Origin of the sequence: Pseudomonas sp. 10S5, assembly GCF_035019745.1 — a bacterium.
Lineage (GTDB): Bacteria > Pseudomonadota > Gammaproteobacteria > Pseudomonadales > Pseudomonadaceae > Aquipseudomonas.
Genome location: NZ_JASJVL010000004.1, coordinates 48,375 through 66,200, shown reverse-complemented (window position 1 = coordinate 66,200; position 17,826 = coordinate 48,375). Strand labels below are relative to the sequence as shown.

The following is a 17,826-nucleotide window of genomic DNA, read 5'->3' as shown; positions in this document are numbered from 1 at the left end:
GTGCTGTCTGGCTTATGCCCATCCGTTGAAAAACCTCACTCCCTCCAGTCTCCCGTTGACACACAAACCCTCTCGGGCTTACGTTAACGTAAAGGTGAACATCACACTTCAAACAATAATAGAAAAGGCACATCCATGAGCTACCCGAGCCTTAACTTCGCCTTGGGCGAAACCATCGACATGTTGCGCGATCAAGTTCAATCCTTCGTCGCCGCTGAAATCTCCCCCCGCGCCGCGCAGATCGACAAAGACAACTTGTTCCCGGCTGACCTGTGGCGCAAGTTCGGTGACATGGGTCTGCTGGGCATTACCGTCGACGAAGAATACGGCGGCGCAGGCATGGGTTACCTGGCCCACGTGGTCGCCATGGAAGAAATCAGCCGTGGTTCGGCGTCGGTCGCCCTTTCCTATGGCGCGCATTCAAACCTGTGCGTGAACCAGATCAACCGCAACGGTACCCCCGCACAGAAAGCCAAGTACTTGCCCAAGCTGATCAGTGGCGAGCATGTCGGGGCACTGGCCATGAGCGAACCGAATGCCGGTTCCGACGTGGTGTCGATGAAACTTCGCGCCGACAAACGCGGCGATTGCTATGTGCTTAACGGCGGCAAAACGTGGATCACCAACGGTCCCGACGCCAGCACATACGTGATTTATGCCAAGACCGACTTGGAAAAAGGTGCTCACGGTATCAGTGCTTTCATTGTCGAGCGCGACTGGAAGGGCTTTTCCCGCGGCCCCAAGTTCGACAAGCTCGGGATGCGCGGCTCCAATACTTGCGAACTGTTCTTCGATGACGTTGAAGTGCCAGAAGAAAACCTGCTCGGCGTACTCAATAGCGGCGTCAAGGTGCTGATGAGCGGCCTTGATTACGAGCGCGTTGTGCTCTCCGGCGGTCCGACCGGGATCATGCAAGCTTGCATGGACGTGGTGGTGCCGTACATCCACGATCGCAAGCAGTTCGGACAAAGCATTGGTGAGTTTCAACTGATTCAGGGCAAAGTCGCCGACATGTACACCCAGCTCAACGCCAGCCGCGCCTACCTGTATGCCGTGGCCCAAGCCTGCGAACGCGGCGAAACCACACGTAAAGACGCCGCCGGGGTGATTCTGTACAGCGCCGAACGCGCCACGCAGATGGCGCTGGACGCTATCCAGATTTTGGGTGGAAACGGCTACATCAATGAATTTCCGGCCGGTCGGCTGCTGCGTGACGCCAAGCTGTACGAAATCGGCGCTGGCACCAGCGAGATTCGCCGCATGTTGATCGGTCGCGAACTGTTCAATGAAACAAAATAACGGATAGCGGCAAGCTATAAGCAACAAGCAGCAGGTGGCTCCGGTCGATCCTTGCAGCTTGCAGCTTCAAGCTTGCAACTTATACGGAGTTGCCCATGACCATCCTGCACACTCAGATCAATACCCGCTCGCCTGAGTTCGCACTCAATGGCGCCGCAATGCTGAAAAACGTTAAAAGTTTGCGCCAGTTGCTCACTAAAGTTCATCAAGGCGGTGGGCCGAAGGCTCAGGAACGTCACACTTCCCGCGGCAAATTACTGCCTCGTGAGCGCATCAATCGTTTGCTCGATATCGGCTCGCCCTTCCTCGAAATCGGACAACTAACGGCGTATGAGGTGTATGGGGAGGACGTCCCTGCGGCCGGGTTGATTGTCGGCATCGGCCGCGTTGAAGGAGTCGAATGCATGATCGTCGCCAATGACGCGACGGTAAAAGGCGGCTCGTATTACCCCCTAACGGTGAAAAAGCACCTGCGGGCGCAAACCATTGCCCGGGAAAACCGTTTGCCGTGCATCTACTTGGTGGACTCCGGAGGTGCCAACCTGCCCCGGCAGGACGAGGTTTTTCCAGACCGGGAACATTTCGGTCGAATTTTCTTTAACCAAGCGAATATGAGCGCAGTGGGCATCCCGCAGATCGCGGTGGTCATGGGGTCGTGCACCGCTGGCGGTGCCTACGTCCCAGCCATGGCCGACGAAGCAATTATGGTCCGGCAACAGGCAACGATATTTCTCGCAGGCCCGCCTTTGGTAAAAGCCGCCACCGGTGAAGTCGTCAGCGCCGAAGACCTTGGCGGTGCCGATGTGCACTGCAAGATTTCCGGCGTCGCCGACCACTACGCCGACAGCGATGAGCACGCTCTGGCCGTCGCGCGCCGCAGCATAGCCAACCTTAACTGGCGCAAACAAGGTGCGCTGAACACCCTCGCCCCGATTGCTCCGTTATACGACAGCGAAGAACTGTATGGGGTAGTCCCAGCTGACGCCAAGCAGCCGTTCGATGTGCGTGAGGTGATCACGCGGTTGGTGGACGGTTCAGTATTCGATGAGTTCAAAGCCTTGTTTGGCACCACGCTGGTGTGCGGTTTTGGCCATTTGCACGGCTACCCGATTGCGATCCTGGCCAATAACGGCGTGCTGTTTGCCGAATCCGCGCAGAAAGGCGCGCATTTCATTGAGTTGGCCTGCCAACGCGGCATCCCGTTGCTATTCCTGCAAAACATCACCGGTTTTATGGTCGGTCAGAAATACGAAGCAGGAGGCATTGCCAAACACGGTGCCAAGCTGGTCACCGCAGTGGCCTGCGCCAAGGTGCCGAAATTCACAGTCATCATTGGCGGCAGCTTTGGCGCCGGTAATTACGGCATGTGTGGCCGCGCTTACGACCCACGATTCCTGTGGATGTGGCCCAACGCAAGGATCGCCGTGATGGGCGGCGAACAGGCGGCCGGCGTTCTCGTGCAGGTCAAGCGCGAACAGGCCGAGCGCAGCGGTCAGGTATTCAGTGCCGAGCAAGAAGCCGAGATTAAACGACCGATTCTCGATCAATACGAACATCAGGGCCATCCGTATTATTCCAGTGCCCGCTTGTGGGACGACGGTGTAATTGACCCCGCGCAAACCCGCGACATTCTCGCGCTGGCACTGTCCGCGTCGCTGAACGCACCCATAGAGCCGAGCACATTCGGCGTGTTCCGGATGTAACCGGGGCTCACCAAAGGAGTGAACATGACCGACTTCCATACCTTGGAACTGCACACCGACCCACGAGGTTTTGCCACCCTGTGGTTGAACCGCCCGGACAAGAACAACGCCTTTAACGCGCAGATGATCCGCGAGCTGATCTTGGCGCTTGATGACGTTCAAAGTGATGCCAGCCTGCGCTTCATGTTAATTCGAGGCCGCGGCAAGCACTTCAGCGCCGGCGCCGATTTGGCCTGGATGCAGGAATCGGCGAAGCTGGATTACAACACCAATCTGGACGACGCCCGGGAATTGGCTGAGCTGATGTACAACTTGGCCAAAGTGAAAATCCCTACCGTAGCTATCGTCCAGGGTGCAGCTTACGGCGGTGCGCTGGGACTAATCAGTTGTTGTGACATAGCCATAGGCACCGACGATGCGCAATTTTGCCTGTCGGAAGTACGCATCGGCTTGGCCCCGGCCGTTATCAGTCCGTTTGTGGTGCAAGCGATTGGCGAACGCGCCGCCCGACGCTATGCCTTGACCGCCGAGCGTTTCAGTGGGGTTCGCGCTCGGGAGATCGGCTTGCTGGCCGAGAGCTATCCAGTCGCCGGATTTGAACAGCGGGTCGATCAATGGATCGACAACCTGCTGCTTAACAGTCCGCAAGCAATGCGAGCCAGCAAAGACTTATTACGAGAAGTGGGTAACGGTGCGTTGACCCCTGCCCTGCGCCGTTACTGCGAAAATGCCATCGCGCGGATTCGCGTCAGCCCGGAAGGCCAGGAAGGCTTGCGCGCCTTCCTGGAAAAGCGCCCACCCACGTGGCAACCTGAACTCAGCAAGGAACCGCGCCCATGAGCGCATCGCCAAAGCCTCCCTTGAACGCTGCCCCGCTGCTGACGCGGATTCTGGTGGCCAATCGGGGCGAAATTGCCTGCCGTATCATGCGCACCGCTAAAGCGCTGGGGCTGACCACCGTTGCCGTGCACAGCGCCACAGATCGCGAGGCGCGGCATGTTCGTGAGGCCGATATCTGTGTCGACTTGGGTGGCACAAAAGCAGCGGACAGCTATTTACTGATCGACAAATTGATCGCTGCCGCTAACGCCAGCGGCGCCCAGGCAATCCATCCCGGTTATGGCTTTTTATCGGAAAACGCCGGATTCGCCCGAGCCATCGAAAGTGCCGGGCTGATCTTTCTAGGCCCGCCCGCCTCGGCCATTGACGCCATGGGCAGCAAGTCCGCCGCCAAAGCGTTGATGGAAGACGCTGGCGTACCCTTGGTGCCGGGTTATCACGGTGCCGCACAAGATCTTGAAACCTTTAGCGAAGCCGCTGAGCGCATCGGTTACCCCGTATTACTCAAAGCCACCGCGGGCGGCGGCGGCAAAGGCATGAAGGTTGTCGAACAGGTCAGTGATCTGGCCGAAGCGCTGGCTTCGGCTCAGCGGGAAGCACAGTCGTCGTTCGGTGAATCGCGGATGTTGGTAGAGAAATACCTGCTCAAGCCGCGCCACGTGGAAATCCAGGTGTTTGCCGATCAACATGGCAACTGTTTGTACCTCAACGAGCGCGACTGCTCGATTCAGCGTCGCCATCAAAAAGTCGTTGAGGAGGCTCCGGCTCCCGGTCTTAGCCCTAAACTGCGTCAAGCCATGGGCGAAGCCGCCGTGCGTGCGGCCCAGACCATTGGCTATGTAGGGGCTGGTACCGTAGAGTTTTTGCTCGACTCACGCGGCGAGTTTTTCTTTATGGAGATGAACACGCGCCTGCAGGTCGAGCACCCGGTCACTGAAGCCATCACCGGGCTTGATCTGGTGGCGTGGCAGATTCGCGTGGCGCAAGGCGAGCCGCTACCCATTACTCAAGCGCAAGTGCCGCTGATCGGGCATGCCATCGAAGTTCGGCTTTACGCGGAAGACCCGTCCAACGACTTCCTGCCAGCCACCGGCACATTGGCGCTCTACCGTGAATCTGCGGCCGGCCCTGGTCGCCGGGTGGACAGCGGCGTGGCTGAAGGCGACAGCGTTTCGTCCTTCTATGACCCGATGCTCGGCAAACTGATTGCCTGGGGTGAAACCCGCGAACAAGCGCGGTTGCGCTTGCTGGCGATGCTGGACGAATTTGTCATTGGCGGCCTGAAAACGAACCTGGCGTTTCTGCGGCGTATCATTGCCCACCCGGCGTTTGCTGCGGCGGAGCTGGATACCGATTTCATTCCGCATTATCAGGCGCAATTGCTGCAGCCAGCCGGTGAACTGTCGGCTGAGTTTTGGCAGGCAGCTGGCGAAGCCTTCAGCCAAAGCCAAGCGAACCCTGTCCGTCAGGATGATCTGCATTCGCCCTGGTCCAGTAACCAAGGCTTACGCGCTGGCGTACCGGCCGAGATCGATCTGCATTTGAGCTGTAACAACCAGAAGCAGGTGATTCAACTACGCTACAGCAGCCCAAGTAGAGCGCGATTGCTTGGCGAACAACTGGTCATCGAGCTCGACGGCGTGCGACGGCAATATCTTGCAATCCGTCGTGGCGACACCTTGTATCTCAATTGGCGCGGTGAACTGCATACGATCAAACGCCTTGATCCAATTGCCGAGGTTGAGGCCCGTCATACTCAACAGGGTGGCCTGACCGCGCCCATGAACGGCAGCATCGTGCGGGTGATGATTGAGGTCGGGCAAAGCGTCGATATCGGCACCCAGCTGGTGGTATTGGAAGCCATGAAAATGGAACACAGCATTCGGGCCCCCCATGCCGGTGTGGTCAAAGCGATTTATTGCGTTGAGGGCGAGATGGTCAGTGAAGGGGCGACGTTGGTGGAGCTGGAAAGCCCGTTGACGCTATAAGCCCGCCGCTCGCCATTGAGAATATTTCTTAAGTAGAGAGAAAAAAGCCTTTACTTACGAATGATAACGATTAGTATTGCGGCAACTGATCGCAAGATCAGTCTGGTAATTCAAGAGCTTTAGGTCGGCTCTCGGGTTATCTCCTCATCAGGCTAATCACGGTTTGACCCGGCATTTTTTGCCGGGTCTTTTTTTTGCATTCGTTTCTATGGTGTAGAGTACCGGGCTTATTTGGCACTGCCGTACTCAGGAAACAATCGTGACTCAGACCTCTCTCAAAATCAGCGCTGATTTCGACAGCGGCAACATCGAAGTGATCGACGCCAGCAACCCATCGCACACCTTACTGGCAATTCGCCCAGACACGCTTAGCCCGCACTTTCAGTGGTTTCACTTCAAAGTTGAGAACCTGCAAATAGGTCATACGCATGCATTTAGCCTCGGCAATGCGGGTAAATCCAGCTATAGCCGCGCCTGGAGCGGCTACAACGTCGTGGCGTCTTATGACCATGAAAACTGGTTCCGCGTACCGACCACCTATGACGGCTCCTCCCTTGATTTCAGCATCGATCCAAGTGATTCGCAGATCTATTTCGCCTACTTCGAACCTTATAGCCGGGTGCGTCACGACGGGTTGATCGAGCAGGCCATCAATAAAGCCGGCCTAGAACTGATCGCGACCGGCAAGAGCATCGAAGGCCGTGACGTTCAGTTGCTGCGCAAAGGTGATGGTTCGGTGGGCAAGCGCAATATCTGGATCATTGCCCAGCAGCACCCCGGCGAGCACATGGCCGAATGGTTCATGGAGGGATTGATCGAGCGGTTGCAGGACGCCGCTGACCCGGTAATGGCGCAATTGCTGTCGATGGCCAATCTATATCTGGTGCCGCACATGAATCCGGACGGCTCATTCCATGGCCATTTGCGCACCAACGCCATGGGTAAAGACCTTAACCGTGCGTGGCAAGATTCCACCGAGGCGCTGAGCCCGGAAGTGTTTTTCGTTCGTCAGCAGATGGAGCAGTACGGTGTCGATCTGTTCCTTGATGTACACGGTGATGAGGAGATTCCTTACATATTCACCGCCGCCTGCGAGGGCAACCCTGGCTACACGCCACATCAGCAGCAACTGGAAGAGCATTTCCGCCGCCGCTTGAGCGAAATCACACGGGACTTCCAATCGCGTTATGGCTATCCCCGTGCGCGGCCTGGCCAAGCCAACATGAACTTGGCTTGCAACAGCACCGGCGAGCGCTATAAGTGCTTGGCACTGACCTTGGAAATGCCGTTCAAAGACAACGACGATGCACCGGATGCGGTGACAGGTTGGTCGGGTAGGCGCTCCAAACAACTGGCCAAGGATGTGTTGACGACAATTGCAGAGATGATTCCAGTCTTGCGTTGAAACAGTGACCGAAGATCGCTAGTGGTCAAACGTGACGAACGGTGCGCAACTCCATGAGGCCCGCCAAAGGGAAATCTCCTTCTAACTCGGCTAGGCTTGCAGTATTCATAGGTTGTGCCTGGCGGTAATGGCCGTGAACCAACACGCCTACCAACGAGCCCACCAACGGTTGGTGGCTGACCAACAGCACGTCTTCGGTCGAGTATTTATCCAACTGGTTGAGTACCATTCGCGAGTCGCTGTCTGGTGTCAGCCAAGGTACCGTCAGGATTGGTTCGCTGAAACCCAAGACCTGATGCACTAACTCAGCGCTCTGTTGCGCCCTTACATAAGGGCTGGCGATGATTCGGGTAAGCGGTTTACCTAACAGGTGCGCCGCACTGCTCAGTACTTGGCCTCTGCCATGGGGCGTTAACTCCCGCTCGGCATCACTGCGTGCCTGAGAATGAGCTTCGCCATGGCGCAATATCCACAACTTCATAGCTTCGGTTCCTCATCACGGACCGGATGTGCTGCGGGCGGTACGCGATGTGGCACTTCACCTGCCGGGGAGCGAGCCGCTGGCCAGTCAGTGAAAGGCCACGGTTTTTCATCGCTGTGAAAGGTCCCGAACCGTCCAATTTGAGCTAGGTATTGACTGACGCTGTCACCGAAATTCATCAGACTGCCGCTCGGTGCGCCATAAGCCAATCGATAGCCCAGTTGCACCAGGACTACGCAACCGAGCACTACTTCGGCCAGTTGCCAAATGAGCACGAATAGCAGCATCCACATAACGCGCAGCAAAACTGATTCATGCTGCTTGAGTTTGGACTCGTTCAAAACTTCACCTGCTTTCTGTGGGTTCAGTAATCAGTGGCACATTTAAAACCCACTGGTCGAAATGAAATCGACATCGGTTTTTGGTTCGGCACGCATTAATACCTCAATAACCTGATTGAGCGTACGGCCCTCGAAGAGAATTGCATGCAAGCCTGCCACTAGCGGCATATAGACCTGTAGCTCATCAGATTTGACCTTAAGCACCTTCAGAGTGTTCACCCCTTCCGCTACTTCGCCCAAACGAGTTACGGCCTCTTCTAGGTTTAACCCCTGACCAAGAGCAAAACCCACCTGATAGTTGCGGCTTTTGGGCGATGAGCACGTCACGATAAGATCGCCCACACCGGCCAGGCCGAGAAAAGTCATCGGGTTGGCGCCCTGACTCACGGCGAAGCGAGTCATCTCGGCCAAGGCACGAGTTATCAACATGCTTTTGGTGTTTTCACCCATGCCCAGCGCGACGGCCATCCCGGCAATGATCGCGTAGACATTTTTCAAAGCGCCGCCTAATTCCACACCAAACCGGTCAGAACTGGCGTAGACCCGAAAGGTCCGCCCATGTAGGACTTCCTGAACTTGCTGGCAAAGGTCCTCGTCTGCACTGGCGACTACGGTGGCGGTCAGCGCATGTTCAGCAATTTCACGCGCCAGATTCGGCCCCGATAGCACACCGATGCGTGCCTGCGGAGCGATTTCTTCCAGGATCTCACTCATCAGCTTGAACGTGTGCGCCTCAATGCCCTTGGTCAGGCTGACCAGCATCTTCCCGCTCAAACGTGGCGCGTGTTCCGCCAACACTGCACGCAGCGCACTTGAAGGCAAAGCTACAAAAATGAGTTCGCTGTCGTTCAGCGTAGTCACCAAGTCCGTCAACGGCTCCACCGTCGGGTGCACTTTGATACCTTTTAGATAACGCGGATTTTCGCGGTTCACCCTTATGGCATCGGCCTGGGCGGGATCGCGCATCCACTGCCTGACTGGATAGCCGTTCTCTGCCAGCAGGTTCGCCACTGCAGTACCGAAGCTGCCGCCTCCAAGAACCGCGATAGGTCGCTGTTGAGTCATAACCAATCCATCTAGAGCCATAAGTTTGGCGGTCTCGATATTATACGGGGCCGTGCTGGCGCGACCAGCCCTGACGACAGTTCAATTGAGCAGGATCAATACCGAGCAAGTTACATGGAGTTTGCTTCCACCTCGGTTACCATGCTCGCGCAGACAGTGCTCATCAGATGCCGAAAATTTGTTTTTCGATGATAACGATCTCCCGACAATGCAGACCCTTTACGGGAAACCCAGCCAATAAGCGCCGCCTGAGAGGGAAATAGGCCAATGACGTTCCGAAATAGCTGGGGCATCAATACTCGCACGCAGATCATCAGCTTGGGCCCGGCGCTGCTGCTGACGCTATTGTTGATCAGTTTTTTTACCTTCGTGCGCATTCAGGATTTACGCCAGGAGCTGAACTACACCGGCCAACTCATTGCCAACCAACTGGCACCGGCTTCGGAATACGGCGTTATCGTTGGTAACTATGAAGTTCTGCAGGGCCTGATGCGGGCAACCCTGGCTACACCCCATGTGCGCTTTGTGGAAGTTCAGGACAACGCCAATCACGTGCTGGTGTACGTCGAACAACCGGACCTAAACGGTGCGCGACCGACTCAGGTTGAAATGTTTCAAGCGCCAATCCGCTTGCAAAGTATCAGACTGGAAGCGGACTCCCAGCGCGGCTCTACACCCCGGTCCCATCCTGAAGATTATATCGGCCGAGTACTGGTGGGCATGTCCAACGATGCATTCAGCCAGCGCCAGCAGGAGATTTTGCTTAAAGCGGCGATCCTTGCCCTTTTTGCCCTGCTGTTCACCTATATTCTGGCACGACGTTTGGCACTGAGCTTGTCGCAACCGATTAGTGACATGGTCGAAGCGGTTAAAGCTATTCAACAAGGCGACTACAGTACGCCGCTGCCCGTACCCGACGACGGAGAGCTGGGCGATTTAGCACGCCACATCAACCATTTGGCTTTCGGCCTTGAGGAGGCAAGCGGCGAACAGCAGCGAGCCATCGCGCAGTTGATCCAGACCCGAGAAGAAGCGGAGCGCGCCAACAGCGCCAAATCCGATTTTCTGGCGATGATGAGTCATGAGATTCGCACTCCCATGAACGGCGTGCTGGGGATGTTGCAGCTAATGGAGACCACTCGGATGACCGAAGAACAAGCCGAATACTCTGCGCTAGCCACCGAGTCCACCGAGCATTTACTAAGGGTTATCAACGACATTCTTGACTTCTCGCGCTTCGAGCGTGACGCCCTTGAGCTGGAGCGTATCCCGTTCAACCTGGCAGATTTGATCAGCACTTCAGCCCAGGCATTCCATCACAACGCTCACCAACGCGGCCTGTCCCTGGAATTAAAAACGCCGCCAGGCTTGGACGTGCTGGAAGTCTTGGGCGATCCGACGCGGATTCGCCAAATTCTGGTTAACCTGATCGGCAATGCGATGAAGTTCACCGAGTTGGGCAGCGTTCAAGTGGAAACCCATTGGGAGCTGCTAGACCACGAATTGATATGGTTTACCTGCATCGTCCGCGACAGTGGCATCGGTATTTCTGCCGAACGTCTTGAGCTAATGTTTAACGCCTTCCAGCAAGCAGACAGTTCCATTTCCCGGCGCTATGGAGGCACCGGATTGGGTCTGCCGATCGCTCGGACACTGGCCGAACGCATGGGCGGAACATTACGCGCGAAGAGTGAAGAAGGAATGGGGTCGGTCTTTACCCTAGAGATTCCGCTAACGTTGTACCACCATCAAAAAATCGAAAAAATCATCCCGGCCTTTATTGGTAAGGATGACGGTAATAATCAACAGGTTCTGCTAGTCGAAGACAACCCTGTTAATCAGACAGTCATTGAGGCAATGCTGCGCAGTCTGGGCTTCAAGGTCAGCGTGGCAAATGACGGCGCGCAAGCAGTGAAGATTGTCGAGTCAAACTATTTTGCCGTGATTTTGATGGATTGCCGCTTACCCGTGATCGATGGCTACGAAGCCACACGACAGATCCGGCAATTGCCGAGGGGCGCCGACGTGCCGATCATCGCCCTGACCGCTAATGCCCTTCACGGCGACCGCGAGCTCTGTTTACAGGCGGGGATGAACGATTATTTGGCTAAGCCATTCAAACGAGCTGATCTCCAGCATATTCTTCAGCATTGGCTACCCTTTCCAGCATCTGCGACTGGCGATAAATGATAAATTGCGGCAGTCTTGTTCGCCAATTCAGCGAGTAAAAGCTGGTTGGATTATGAGTTCAGTGCACAAGTGTGCTTTCATTCCGCTTGTGCTGTGACTTTCACTACAACGCAATAGTCTATGAGTAGGCTGACGGCTGAGATCTGGCGCGTCATCCGGCCAGGACTTGTTATTGGGGCACTTTATGCCCCCACCTGCCGCACAAGATTATTGAGGAGCTCGCATGACCCAACAAAACGCCTATACCCGGGAAGACCTGCTGCGCTGCAGTCGCGGCGAGCTGTTTGGCCCAGGTAATGCGCAACTGCCCGCCCCTAACATGCTGATGGTGGACCGCATCACCCTCATCAACAAAGAGGGTGGCAAGTATGGCAAAGGTGAATTGGTCGCCGAGTTGGATATTAATCCCGACCTGTGGTTTTTTGCCTGTCACTTTGAAGGCGACCCTGTAATGCCAGGTTGCCTGGGCCTTGATGCCATGTGGCAACTGGTTGGCTTTTACCTTGGCTGGCAAGGCAACCCTGGCCGCGGACGCGCCTTGGGTTCAGGCGAAGTCAAGTTTTTCGGCCAAGTGCTACCTACTGCAAAAAAAATCACTTACAACATTCAAATCAAACGCACCATGCGCGGCAAACTGGTCCTGGCGATTGCCGATGGCACCGTGAGCGTCGATGGCCGCGAAATTTACAGCGCCGAAAGCCTACGTGTCGGCCTGTTCACTTCCACTGACAACTTTTAAGGGTATCCGCATGCGCCGCGTCGTTATCACTGGTCTGGGCATTGTTTCCTGCTTGGGCAATGACAAAGACACCGTTTCCGCCAACTTGCGTGCAAGCCGCCCTGGCATCCGTTTTAATCCGGAATATGCCGAAATGGGTCTGCGCAGCCAAGTTTCCGGCTCCATCGACCTTAACCTTGAAGAGATGATTGATCGCAAAATCTATCGCTTCGTCGGCCATGCTGCGGCTTACGCCTATCTGGCCATGAAAGATGCCATCGCTGATTCAGGCCTAAGCGAAGATCAAGTATCCAACCCGCGTACCGGCCTCGTTGCAGGCAGTGGCGGTGCTTCGACGCTGAACCAGATGGAAGCGCTAGATATATTGCGCGAAAAAGGCGTCAAGCGCGTTGGTCCGTACCGCGTCACTCGGACCATGGGCAGCACCGTTTCTGCCTGTCTGGCAACCCCGTTCAAGATCAAGGGTCTGAACTACTCAATCTCTTCCGCCTGTGCAACCAGTGCTCACTGCATCGGCACAGCCATGGAGCAGATTCAGATGGGTAAGCAAGACATCGTTTTCGCCGGCGGAGGTGAAGAAGAACATTGGAGCCAATCGTTCCTGTTCGACGCCATGGGCGCGTTGTCTACTCAATACAACGAAACCCCAGAAAAAGCCTCCCGTGCATACGACGCCAAGCGTGATGGTTTCGTCATTGCAGGTGGCGGCGGCATGGTTGTAGTTGAAGAGCTGGAGCACGCTCTTGCGCGAGGCGCGAAAATTTACGCCGAGATCGTTGGCTACGGCGCTACGTCCGATGGCTACGACATGGTCGCACCGAGCGGTGAAGGCGCGATCCGCTGCATGCAGATGGCGATGTCTACCATTGAAGGACCGATTGATTACATCAATACCCACGGTACCTCTACCCCGGTAGGCGACGCTAAAGAAATGGAAGGCGTGCGTGAAGTCTTCGGTACCAACGCACCCGCGATCAGCTCGACCAAAAGCCTGTCGGGTCACTCGCTGGGCGCCGCTGGCGTGCACGAAGCAATCTACTGCCTACTCATGATGGAAGGCAACTTCATTGCCGGCTCCGCCAACATCGACGAGCTGGACCCGGTAGTAGCCGACATGCCGATCCTAACCAAGACCCGGGAGAACGCAAAGATCGACCAGGTTATGAGCAACAGCTTCGGTTTTGGTGGCACAAACGCGACGCTGGTACTGAAACGCTGGCAGGGCAAGTAACATTCTCCTGCATTGAACACGGCACCTTCGGGTGCCGTTTTTCTGCCGGTGATTTGTACACGTTGGTCGCCTTGTAAAAGCGTGAATTGTAGTAAAGGATATAAACGAACTTCGATCCTATGGCACCCTGCTCTGCTTACAGTGCAAGAACCCAGATAAAGGAAACGAAACACCTGCACTCTGTCCCTTCGGGGGCCTGATGACAGAACTCTGGTGCATCCTAGCGGATTCCAGTGGCACTGGCTTTTCATCTAAAAGGGATGTCATGGAAGCAACCAACCTTAATGGCGACTTGATCGCCCACGTCATGCGCAATAAACGCGTGGGTCGATTAATACGGTCAAGCACGCCTAGGTTATTGTTAATTTCAGCGGTTTTTTTTCTCTCTTCATTTCCGAGTTATGCCCAGGAGTTACCGAGATCATCTTCACGGGTAGACGCCGAAGACAACCACGCCTTTGTCGTCGAAGCCAAACAGATCGTTGCAAAGGCTACCCGGGAAACAGTTCAATGGAATGGCCCTTCGACAGGTCCGCCAGCACCCAAGGGCAAGGTCATTGCTTTGGTGACGGAAGACCTTCGCAACGGCGGGATTATTGGCGTTGCCCAAGGCGCACGCGAAGCAGCGATTGCAATGGAGTGGACGCTAAAGGTATTCGACGGCGGAGGGACGTCAAGCGGACGTACCAAAGCGCTAGGTGATGCACTGGCGATTAAACCAGACGGCCTCGTGCTATGCGGTTCTGACGCCGTTGAAAACAACTCGGCATTGGCTGCTTTTGCGGGGTTGGGCAGCCCGGTTGTTGGCTGGCACACCGCTGCGCAATCCGGCCCTGTCGCCGGCACGCCATTGGCAATGAACGTCACCAGCGAACCCATAAAAGTCGCCCAACTCGCAGCTCTCGCGGCAGTGGCTCAATCCGACGGACACGCAGGCGTGGTGATCCTGACGGACAGTAAATACAGTATCGCGACGGCCAAGGCCAAGGCCATGGAAGAAATCATACGCGCTTGCAAAGACTGCACGTTGCTGGAAGTGCGTGACGTAGCGCTCGCGGACAGCAGCGAACGTATGCCTGCCATAACTAATCAGTTACTGCGGCAATATGGCAAACGCTGGACACATACCCTAGCAATCAACGACCTGTACTTCGACTACGCCATCACTGCGTTGACCGCTGCGGGGATACCTGCCGACGGACTCAGCTTGATTTCAGCTGGCGATGGTAGCGCGTCCGCCTTTCTACGCATTCAAGCAAAGACCTACCAAACCGCCACGGTCGCAGAGCCGCTGAACCAACAGGGCTGGCAGGTGATGGATGAGTTGAACCGCTTGATTGTCGGTCAAGTAGTCAGCGGTTTCGTGGCGCCGATCCATCTGGTGAATGTCGATAGCACTGGCGCAGCCGGTAGCAGAAATTTTCAATATGACCCCGAAAATGGCTACAGGGACAGGTACCGAAAAATATGGAATCCCTGACAATGGCACCGGCGCTGCGAGTTAACACTGCTTATCAGCGGTTGATACCGCAATCACTGCGCGCCCAGTTTTCCCTTGCCCTGCTGGCGCTGGCGCTGCTAATCCTGGCGGGTGGCGCAACGGCGGTCTATGCCCTGCGCAGTGCAAACAATGCAACCCACCAATTGACGCAAGAACGGCTAATGCACATGCAGGCAGGGCAGGACATGCTGCAAAACACATTACTGATCGAGCGCCAGACCGACCAGTTGTTGACCACCACTTCGTTTGAAACCTTACGTTCGACCTACGCAAAAATGATTGAACAGCTTGAGGCCGTCGACTACTCAATGCTGCAACTGTCAGACACTAGCAACGGGCTCGCGGTGCTTGATCTGCACCAGTCCAGCCAGCTGTTTCGCAATACCGCCAACATCGTTGCGCAATTGCGCGAGGGCGTGCTGCAGACTGAAGTAGCTTTCGATATGGCGCTCGACGATCGAACCGCACTTCTTAAGCACACCCGCACCGCCAATAGCCTGGAGCTGGCAGTGCTGCTCTACAGCCTGCCGTCAGCAAATGATCCAGACGTCGTGCGCGACTTGCGCGCGTCGTTCATCAAAAAAGGTGAAACCACTGGATCATTGCCTGAACTGATCCGTGACGACCTGATCGCCCTGGACTTGCAACCACCGGGTAACGTTGATGCTGGCGCGCACGATCTATTTTCTTTGCGTCTGAAATTGATCAACCAACGTCAGGCCCTGCAACGGTTTCGTGACGAACTGCAAAATCAAGCGCGCGCATTGGTGCATGCAGCACAGGTGCAATCTGGCGTATTTACCCAGGAATATCGCCTCGCCGTTCAGCAATTGGTCGACGCGTCCACTCGCAGCCAACGCTGGATTCTGGTCATCCTGGCGGGCAGTTTGTTAATTGCAGGGTTTGTAGCACGTGTCTTCATGGGTAGACGGGTATTGGTGCGTTTGAATGAAATTAGCCGCCAATTACGTCAAGGCCGGATTGACGAACACCAGTATTCCCTGGGCGTGAATGAAAGGGATGAAATCGGCGCCATGGCCGGTGCCGTGAGTCAGTTTCTCAGCGACCGTCAGCAATTGGAGAACCGCACTGCACAGCTGAGCGCTGCTCAAGAGCGGCTCGCCCTACAGAATACTCAGTTGCAACAAGAGGTCGTCACCCGTACCGGGCAAAGCCATGTGCTTGAGCTGATAGCAACCAGCACTGAATTAGAGGCAGTTTTGGACTCTCTGGCTCGGGTGATTGAATCCCAGCTGGAGGGAATGATGGTGTCCATTCTGCTATTGGACGAAGATGGCGAGCACCTGCTACACGGTGCAGCCCCCAGCTTGCCGCATGACTATGTTCAGGCAATCAATGGCGTCGCCATTGGCCCCCGCGTGGGTTCGTGTGGCACCGCCGTGTATCGAAGGGAACCCGTCATTGTCTCGGACATCGAACAAGATCCCTTGTGGACCGACTATCGCGAACTTGCTATTACGCACGGTATCAGAGCGTGCTGGTCAACGCCGATTTTATCCCGCGAGCGCGAGGTGCTTGGCACGTTCGCCTTATACTCAAAGACCGTGCGCAGCCCATTGGCAACCGAAATACAATTGCTAGACGGCGCCACGCAGCTCGCTGGCATCGCCATCGAACGCAAGCACACGGAAAATCGTATCCGCTACATGGGCGATCATGACGCGTTAACCGGTCTGCCAAACCGCCTACTGCTGGAAGACCGGCTTAAACAAGCCATCATTTATGCTCAGCGTTTCGGCCGTTTAGTCACCGTGGCGTTTATTGATCTGGACAAATTCAAACTGGTAAACGACAGCCTGGGCCATAGCGCTGGCGACGAGCTCTTGAAAACCGTAGCCAGCCGGATGGTCAAGTCAGTAAGACGCACCGACACCGTTGTCAGGCTGGGGGGAGATGAATTCGTTATTATCCTGTTTGACCAGCCTTCGGACGCCGAGGACATCACGTCAGTCCTGCAGAATATTCAAGAATCCATCCTGCAACCGATTCACCTCAGCGGGCACACGCTCCACGTCACGTGCAGTATGGGCTTGGCAACCTACCCCGCTGATGGTATCGACACCGACACGCTGCTTAGGAACGCAGACGCCGCCATGTATCGTTCAAAAGAGATGGGACGCAACGGCTACCAGTTTTACACCCACGAGATGAACACCAGACACCAAGGCAAACTTGCCCTGCAAGACGGGCTGCGTAACGCTATCGAAAACGAAGAGTTCTTGTTGCTCTATCAGCCTCAAATAGACTTGCATACTGGTCAAATTATTGGTGTGGAAGCGTTGATTCGCTGGCAACACCCGGACCTGGGAATTGTTTCTCCCATCAAGTTCATCTCTCAAGCCGAAGAGACAGGGTTGATTGTTCCTATTGGTGACTGGGTGATCCACAGTGCGTGCCTTCAGGCTAAAGCTTGGCAAGATGCTGGGCTGCCTCCTATTACCATGTCAGTCAATATCTCCGCCCGTCAGTTTATCGAAAGGGATTTGATCCACCGAGTCGAGCACGCCTTGCTGGAGAGCAATTTGGAGCCAATGTACTTGGAGCTAGAACTGACAGAAAGCTTGATCATGCAAGATCTGCAGCAAGCCATCAGCAAAATGGAGAAGCTACAGGCTATGGGGGTGCGGCTTTCTATAGATGACTTCGGCACTGGCTATTCGAGCCTTGCAGCGCTGAAAAGCTTCCCTATCGTGCGCTTGAAAATCGATCAATCATTCATCCGAGACCTTCCCGATAACGAAAATGACAAGGCTATCGCAACGGCAGTCATATCACTGGGGCATAAGCTTAACCTCAAAGTCATCGCCGAAGGGGTCGAAACCGAGGCACAGCAGGTGTTTCTACGGGAGAACGGTTGCGATGAAATGCAAGGATATTTATTCAGCAAACCTGTTCTTGCTCGAGAAATCGAGCAGCTGTTCAAACCGAAAAACCTAAGCGCCGAAGCCCACCGTGGCTAACCACGATATGTACTTCGAACTTAAGCCTTGAGGAGCGATGAAGGTCAAGACGGCCTCTACAC

The 17,826-nt window shown here is 55.5% G+C and carries 13 protein-coding genes; 10 read left to right on the top strand and 3 right to left on the bottom strand.

What is annotated here, in order from left to right:
- Positions 1–135 precede the first annotated feature (135 nt).
- From QN378_RS05185 to QN378_RS05165, 5 genes are all read left to right on the top strand, one after another.
- Positions 136–1,299 carry an isovaleryl-CoA dehydrogenase gene (locus QN378_RS05185; RefSeq protein WP_322203001.1) on the top strand — a complete coding sequence of 388 codons (1,164 nt, stop codon included), beginning with the start codon at positions 136–138 and terminating at the stop codon, positions 1,297–1,299.
- A 95-nt stretch (positions 1,300–1,394) separates the two neighbouring features.
- Entirely contained in the window at positions 1,395–3,002 is a 1,608-nt protein-coding gene (locus tag QN378_RS05180) for a carboxyl transferase domain-containing protein (protein ID WP_323546403.1), read from the top strand.
- A 24-nt stretch (positions 3,003–3,026) separates the two neighbouring features.
- A complete protein-coding gene (locus QN378_RS05175; protein WP_323546407.1) occupies positions 3,027–3,842 on the top strand; it encodes a gamma-carboxygeranoyl-CoA hydratase in 816 nt (271 codons plus the stop codon).
- The gene (locus QN378_RS05170) at positions 3,839–5,830 is read left to right on the top strand and encodes an acetyl/propionyl/methylcrotonyl-CoA carboxylase subunit alpha (protein WP_322202998.1); all 1,992 of its coding nucleotides are present in this window, start codon (positions 3,839–3,841) and stop codon (positions 5,828–5,830) included. Before QN378_RS05175 ends, QN378_RS05170 begins: the two co-directional genes overlap by 4 nt.
- 259 nt (positions 5,831–6,089) lie before the next feature.
- Entirely contained in the window at positions 6,090–7,235 is a 1,146-nt protein-coding gene (locus tag QN378_RS05165; RefSeq protein ID WP_407074077.1) for a M14-type cytosolic carboxypeptidase, read from the top strand.
- Between the two features lie 25 nt (positions 7,236–7,260).
- On the opposite strand, the gene sixA is transcribed toward QN378_RS05165, so the two are convergent.
- The 3 genes from sixA to QN378_RS05150 are packed head-to-tail and all read right to left on the bottom strand — an operon-like array spanning position 7,261 to position 9,122.
- The gene (sixA, locus tag QN378_RS05160; protein ID WP_322202997.1) at positions 7,261–7,716 is read right to left on the bottom strand and encodes a phosphohistidine phosphatase SixA; all 456 of its coding nucleotides are present in this window, start codon (positions 7,714–7,716) and stop codon (positions 7,261–7,263) included.
- Positions 7,713–8,057 (bottom strand): DUF4389 domain-containing protein, encoded by a 345-nt coding sequence (locus tag QN378_RS05155; protein ID WP_323546409.1) that lies wholly within the window; start codon positions 8,055–8,057, stop codon positions 7,713–7,715. The genes sixA and QN378_RS05155 overlap by 4 nt, the downstream gene beginning before the upstream one ends.
- Positions 8,058–8,099: 42 nt before the next feature.
- Positions 8,100–9,122 carry an NAD(P)H-dependent glycerol-3-phosphate dehydrogenase gene (locus tag QN378_RS05150; protein ID WP_322202994.1) on the bottom strand — a complete coding sequence of 341 codons (1,023 nt, stop codon included), beginning with the start codon at positions 9,120–9,122 and terminating at the stop codon, positions 8,100–8,102.
- Positions 9,123–9,389: 267 nt separating this feature from the next.
- Here QN378_RS05150 and QN378_RS05145 point away from each other — a divergent pair, with 267 nt between their 5' ends.
- The 5 genes from QN378_RS05145 (at position 9,390) to QN378_RS05125 (ending at position 17,764) form a co-directional block, all read left to right on the top strand.
- Positions 9,390–11,312 (top strand): response regulator, encoded by a 1,923-nt coding sequence (locus QN378_RS05145; protein ID WP_322202993.1) that lies wholly within the window; start codon positions 9,390–9,392, stop codon positions 11,310–11,312.
- Positions 11,313–11,535: 223 nt separating this feature from the next.
- Positions 11,536–12,051, top strand: a complete 516-nt coding sequence (gene fabA, locus QN378_RS05140; protein WP_322202992.1) for a 3-hydroxyacyl-[acyl-carrier-protein] dehydratase FabA — start codon at positions 11,536–11,538, stop codon at positions 12,049–12,051.
- A gap of 10 nt (positions 12,052–12,061) precedes the next feature.
- On the top strand, positions 12,062–13,282 hold the full coding sequence (gene fabB, locus QN378_RS05135) for a beta-ketoacyl-ACP synthase I (protein ID WP_322202991.1): 1,221 nt from the start codon (positions 12,062–12,064) through the stop codon (positions 13,280–13,282).
- A 265-nt stretch (positions 13,283–13,547) separates the two neighbouring features.
- The gene (locus QN378_RS05130) at positions 13,548–14,762 is read left to right on the top strand and encodes a substrate-binding domain-containing protein (protein ID WP_323546413.1); all 1,215 of its coding nucleotides are present in this window, start codon (positions 13,548–13,550) and stop codon (positions 14,760–14,762) included.
- Positions 14,750–17,764: an EAL domain-containing protein gene (locus QN378_RS05125; protein ID WP_322202987.1), complete on the top strand. Its 3,015-nt coding sequence runs from the start codon at positions 14,750–14,752 to the stop codon at positions 17,762–17,764. Before QN378_RS05130 ends, QN378_RS05125 begins: the two co-directional genes overlap by 13 nt.
- Positions 17,765–17,826: the final 62 nt, after the last annotated feature.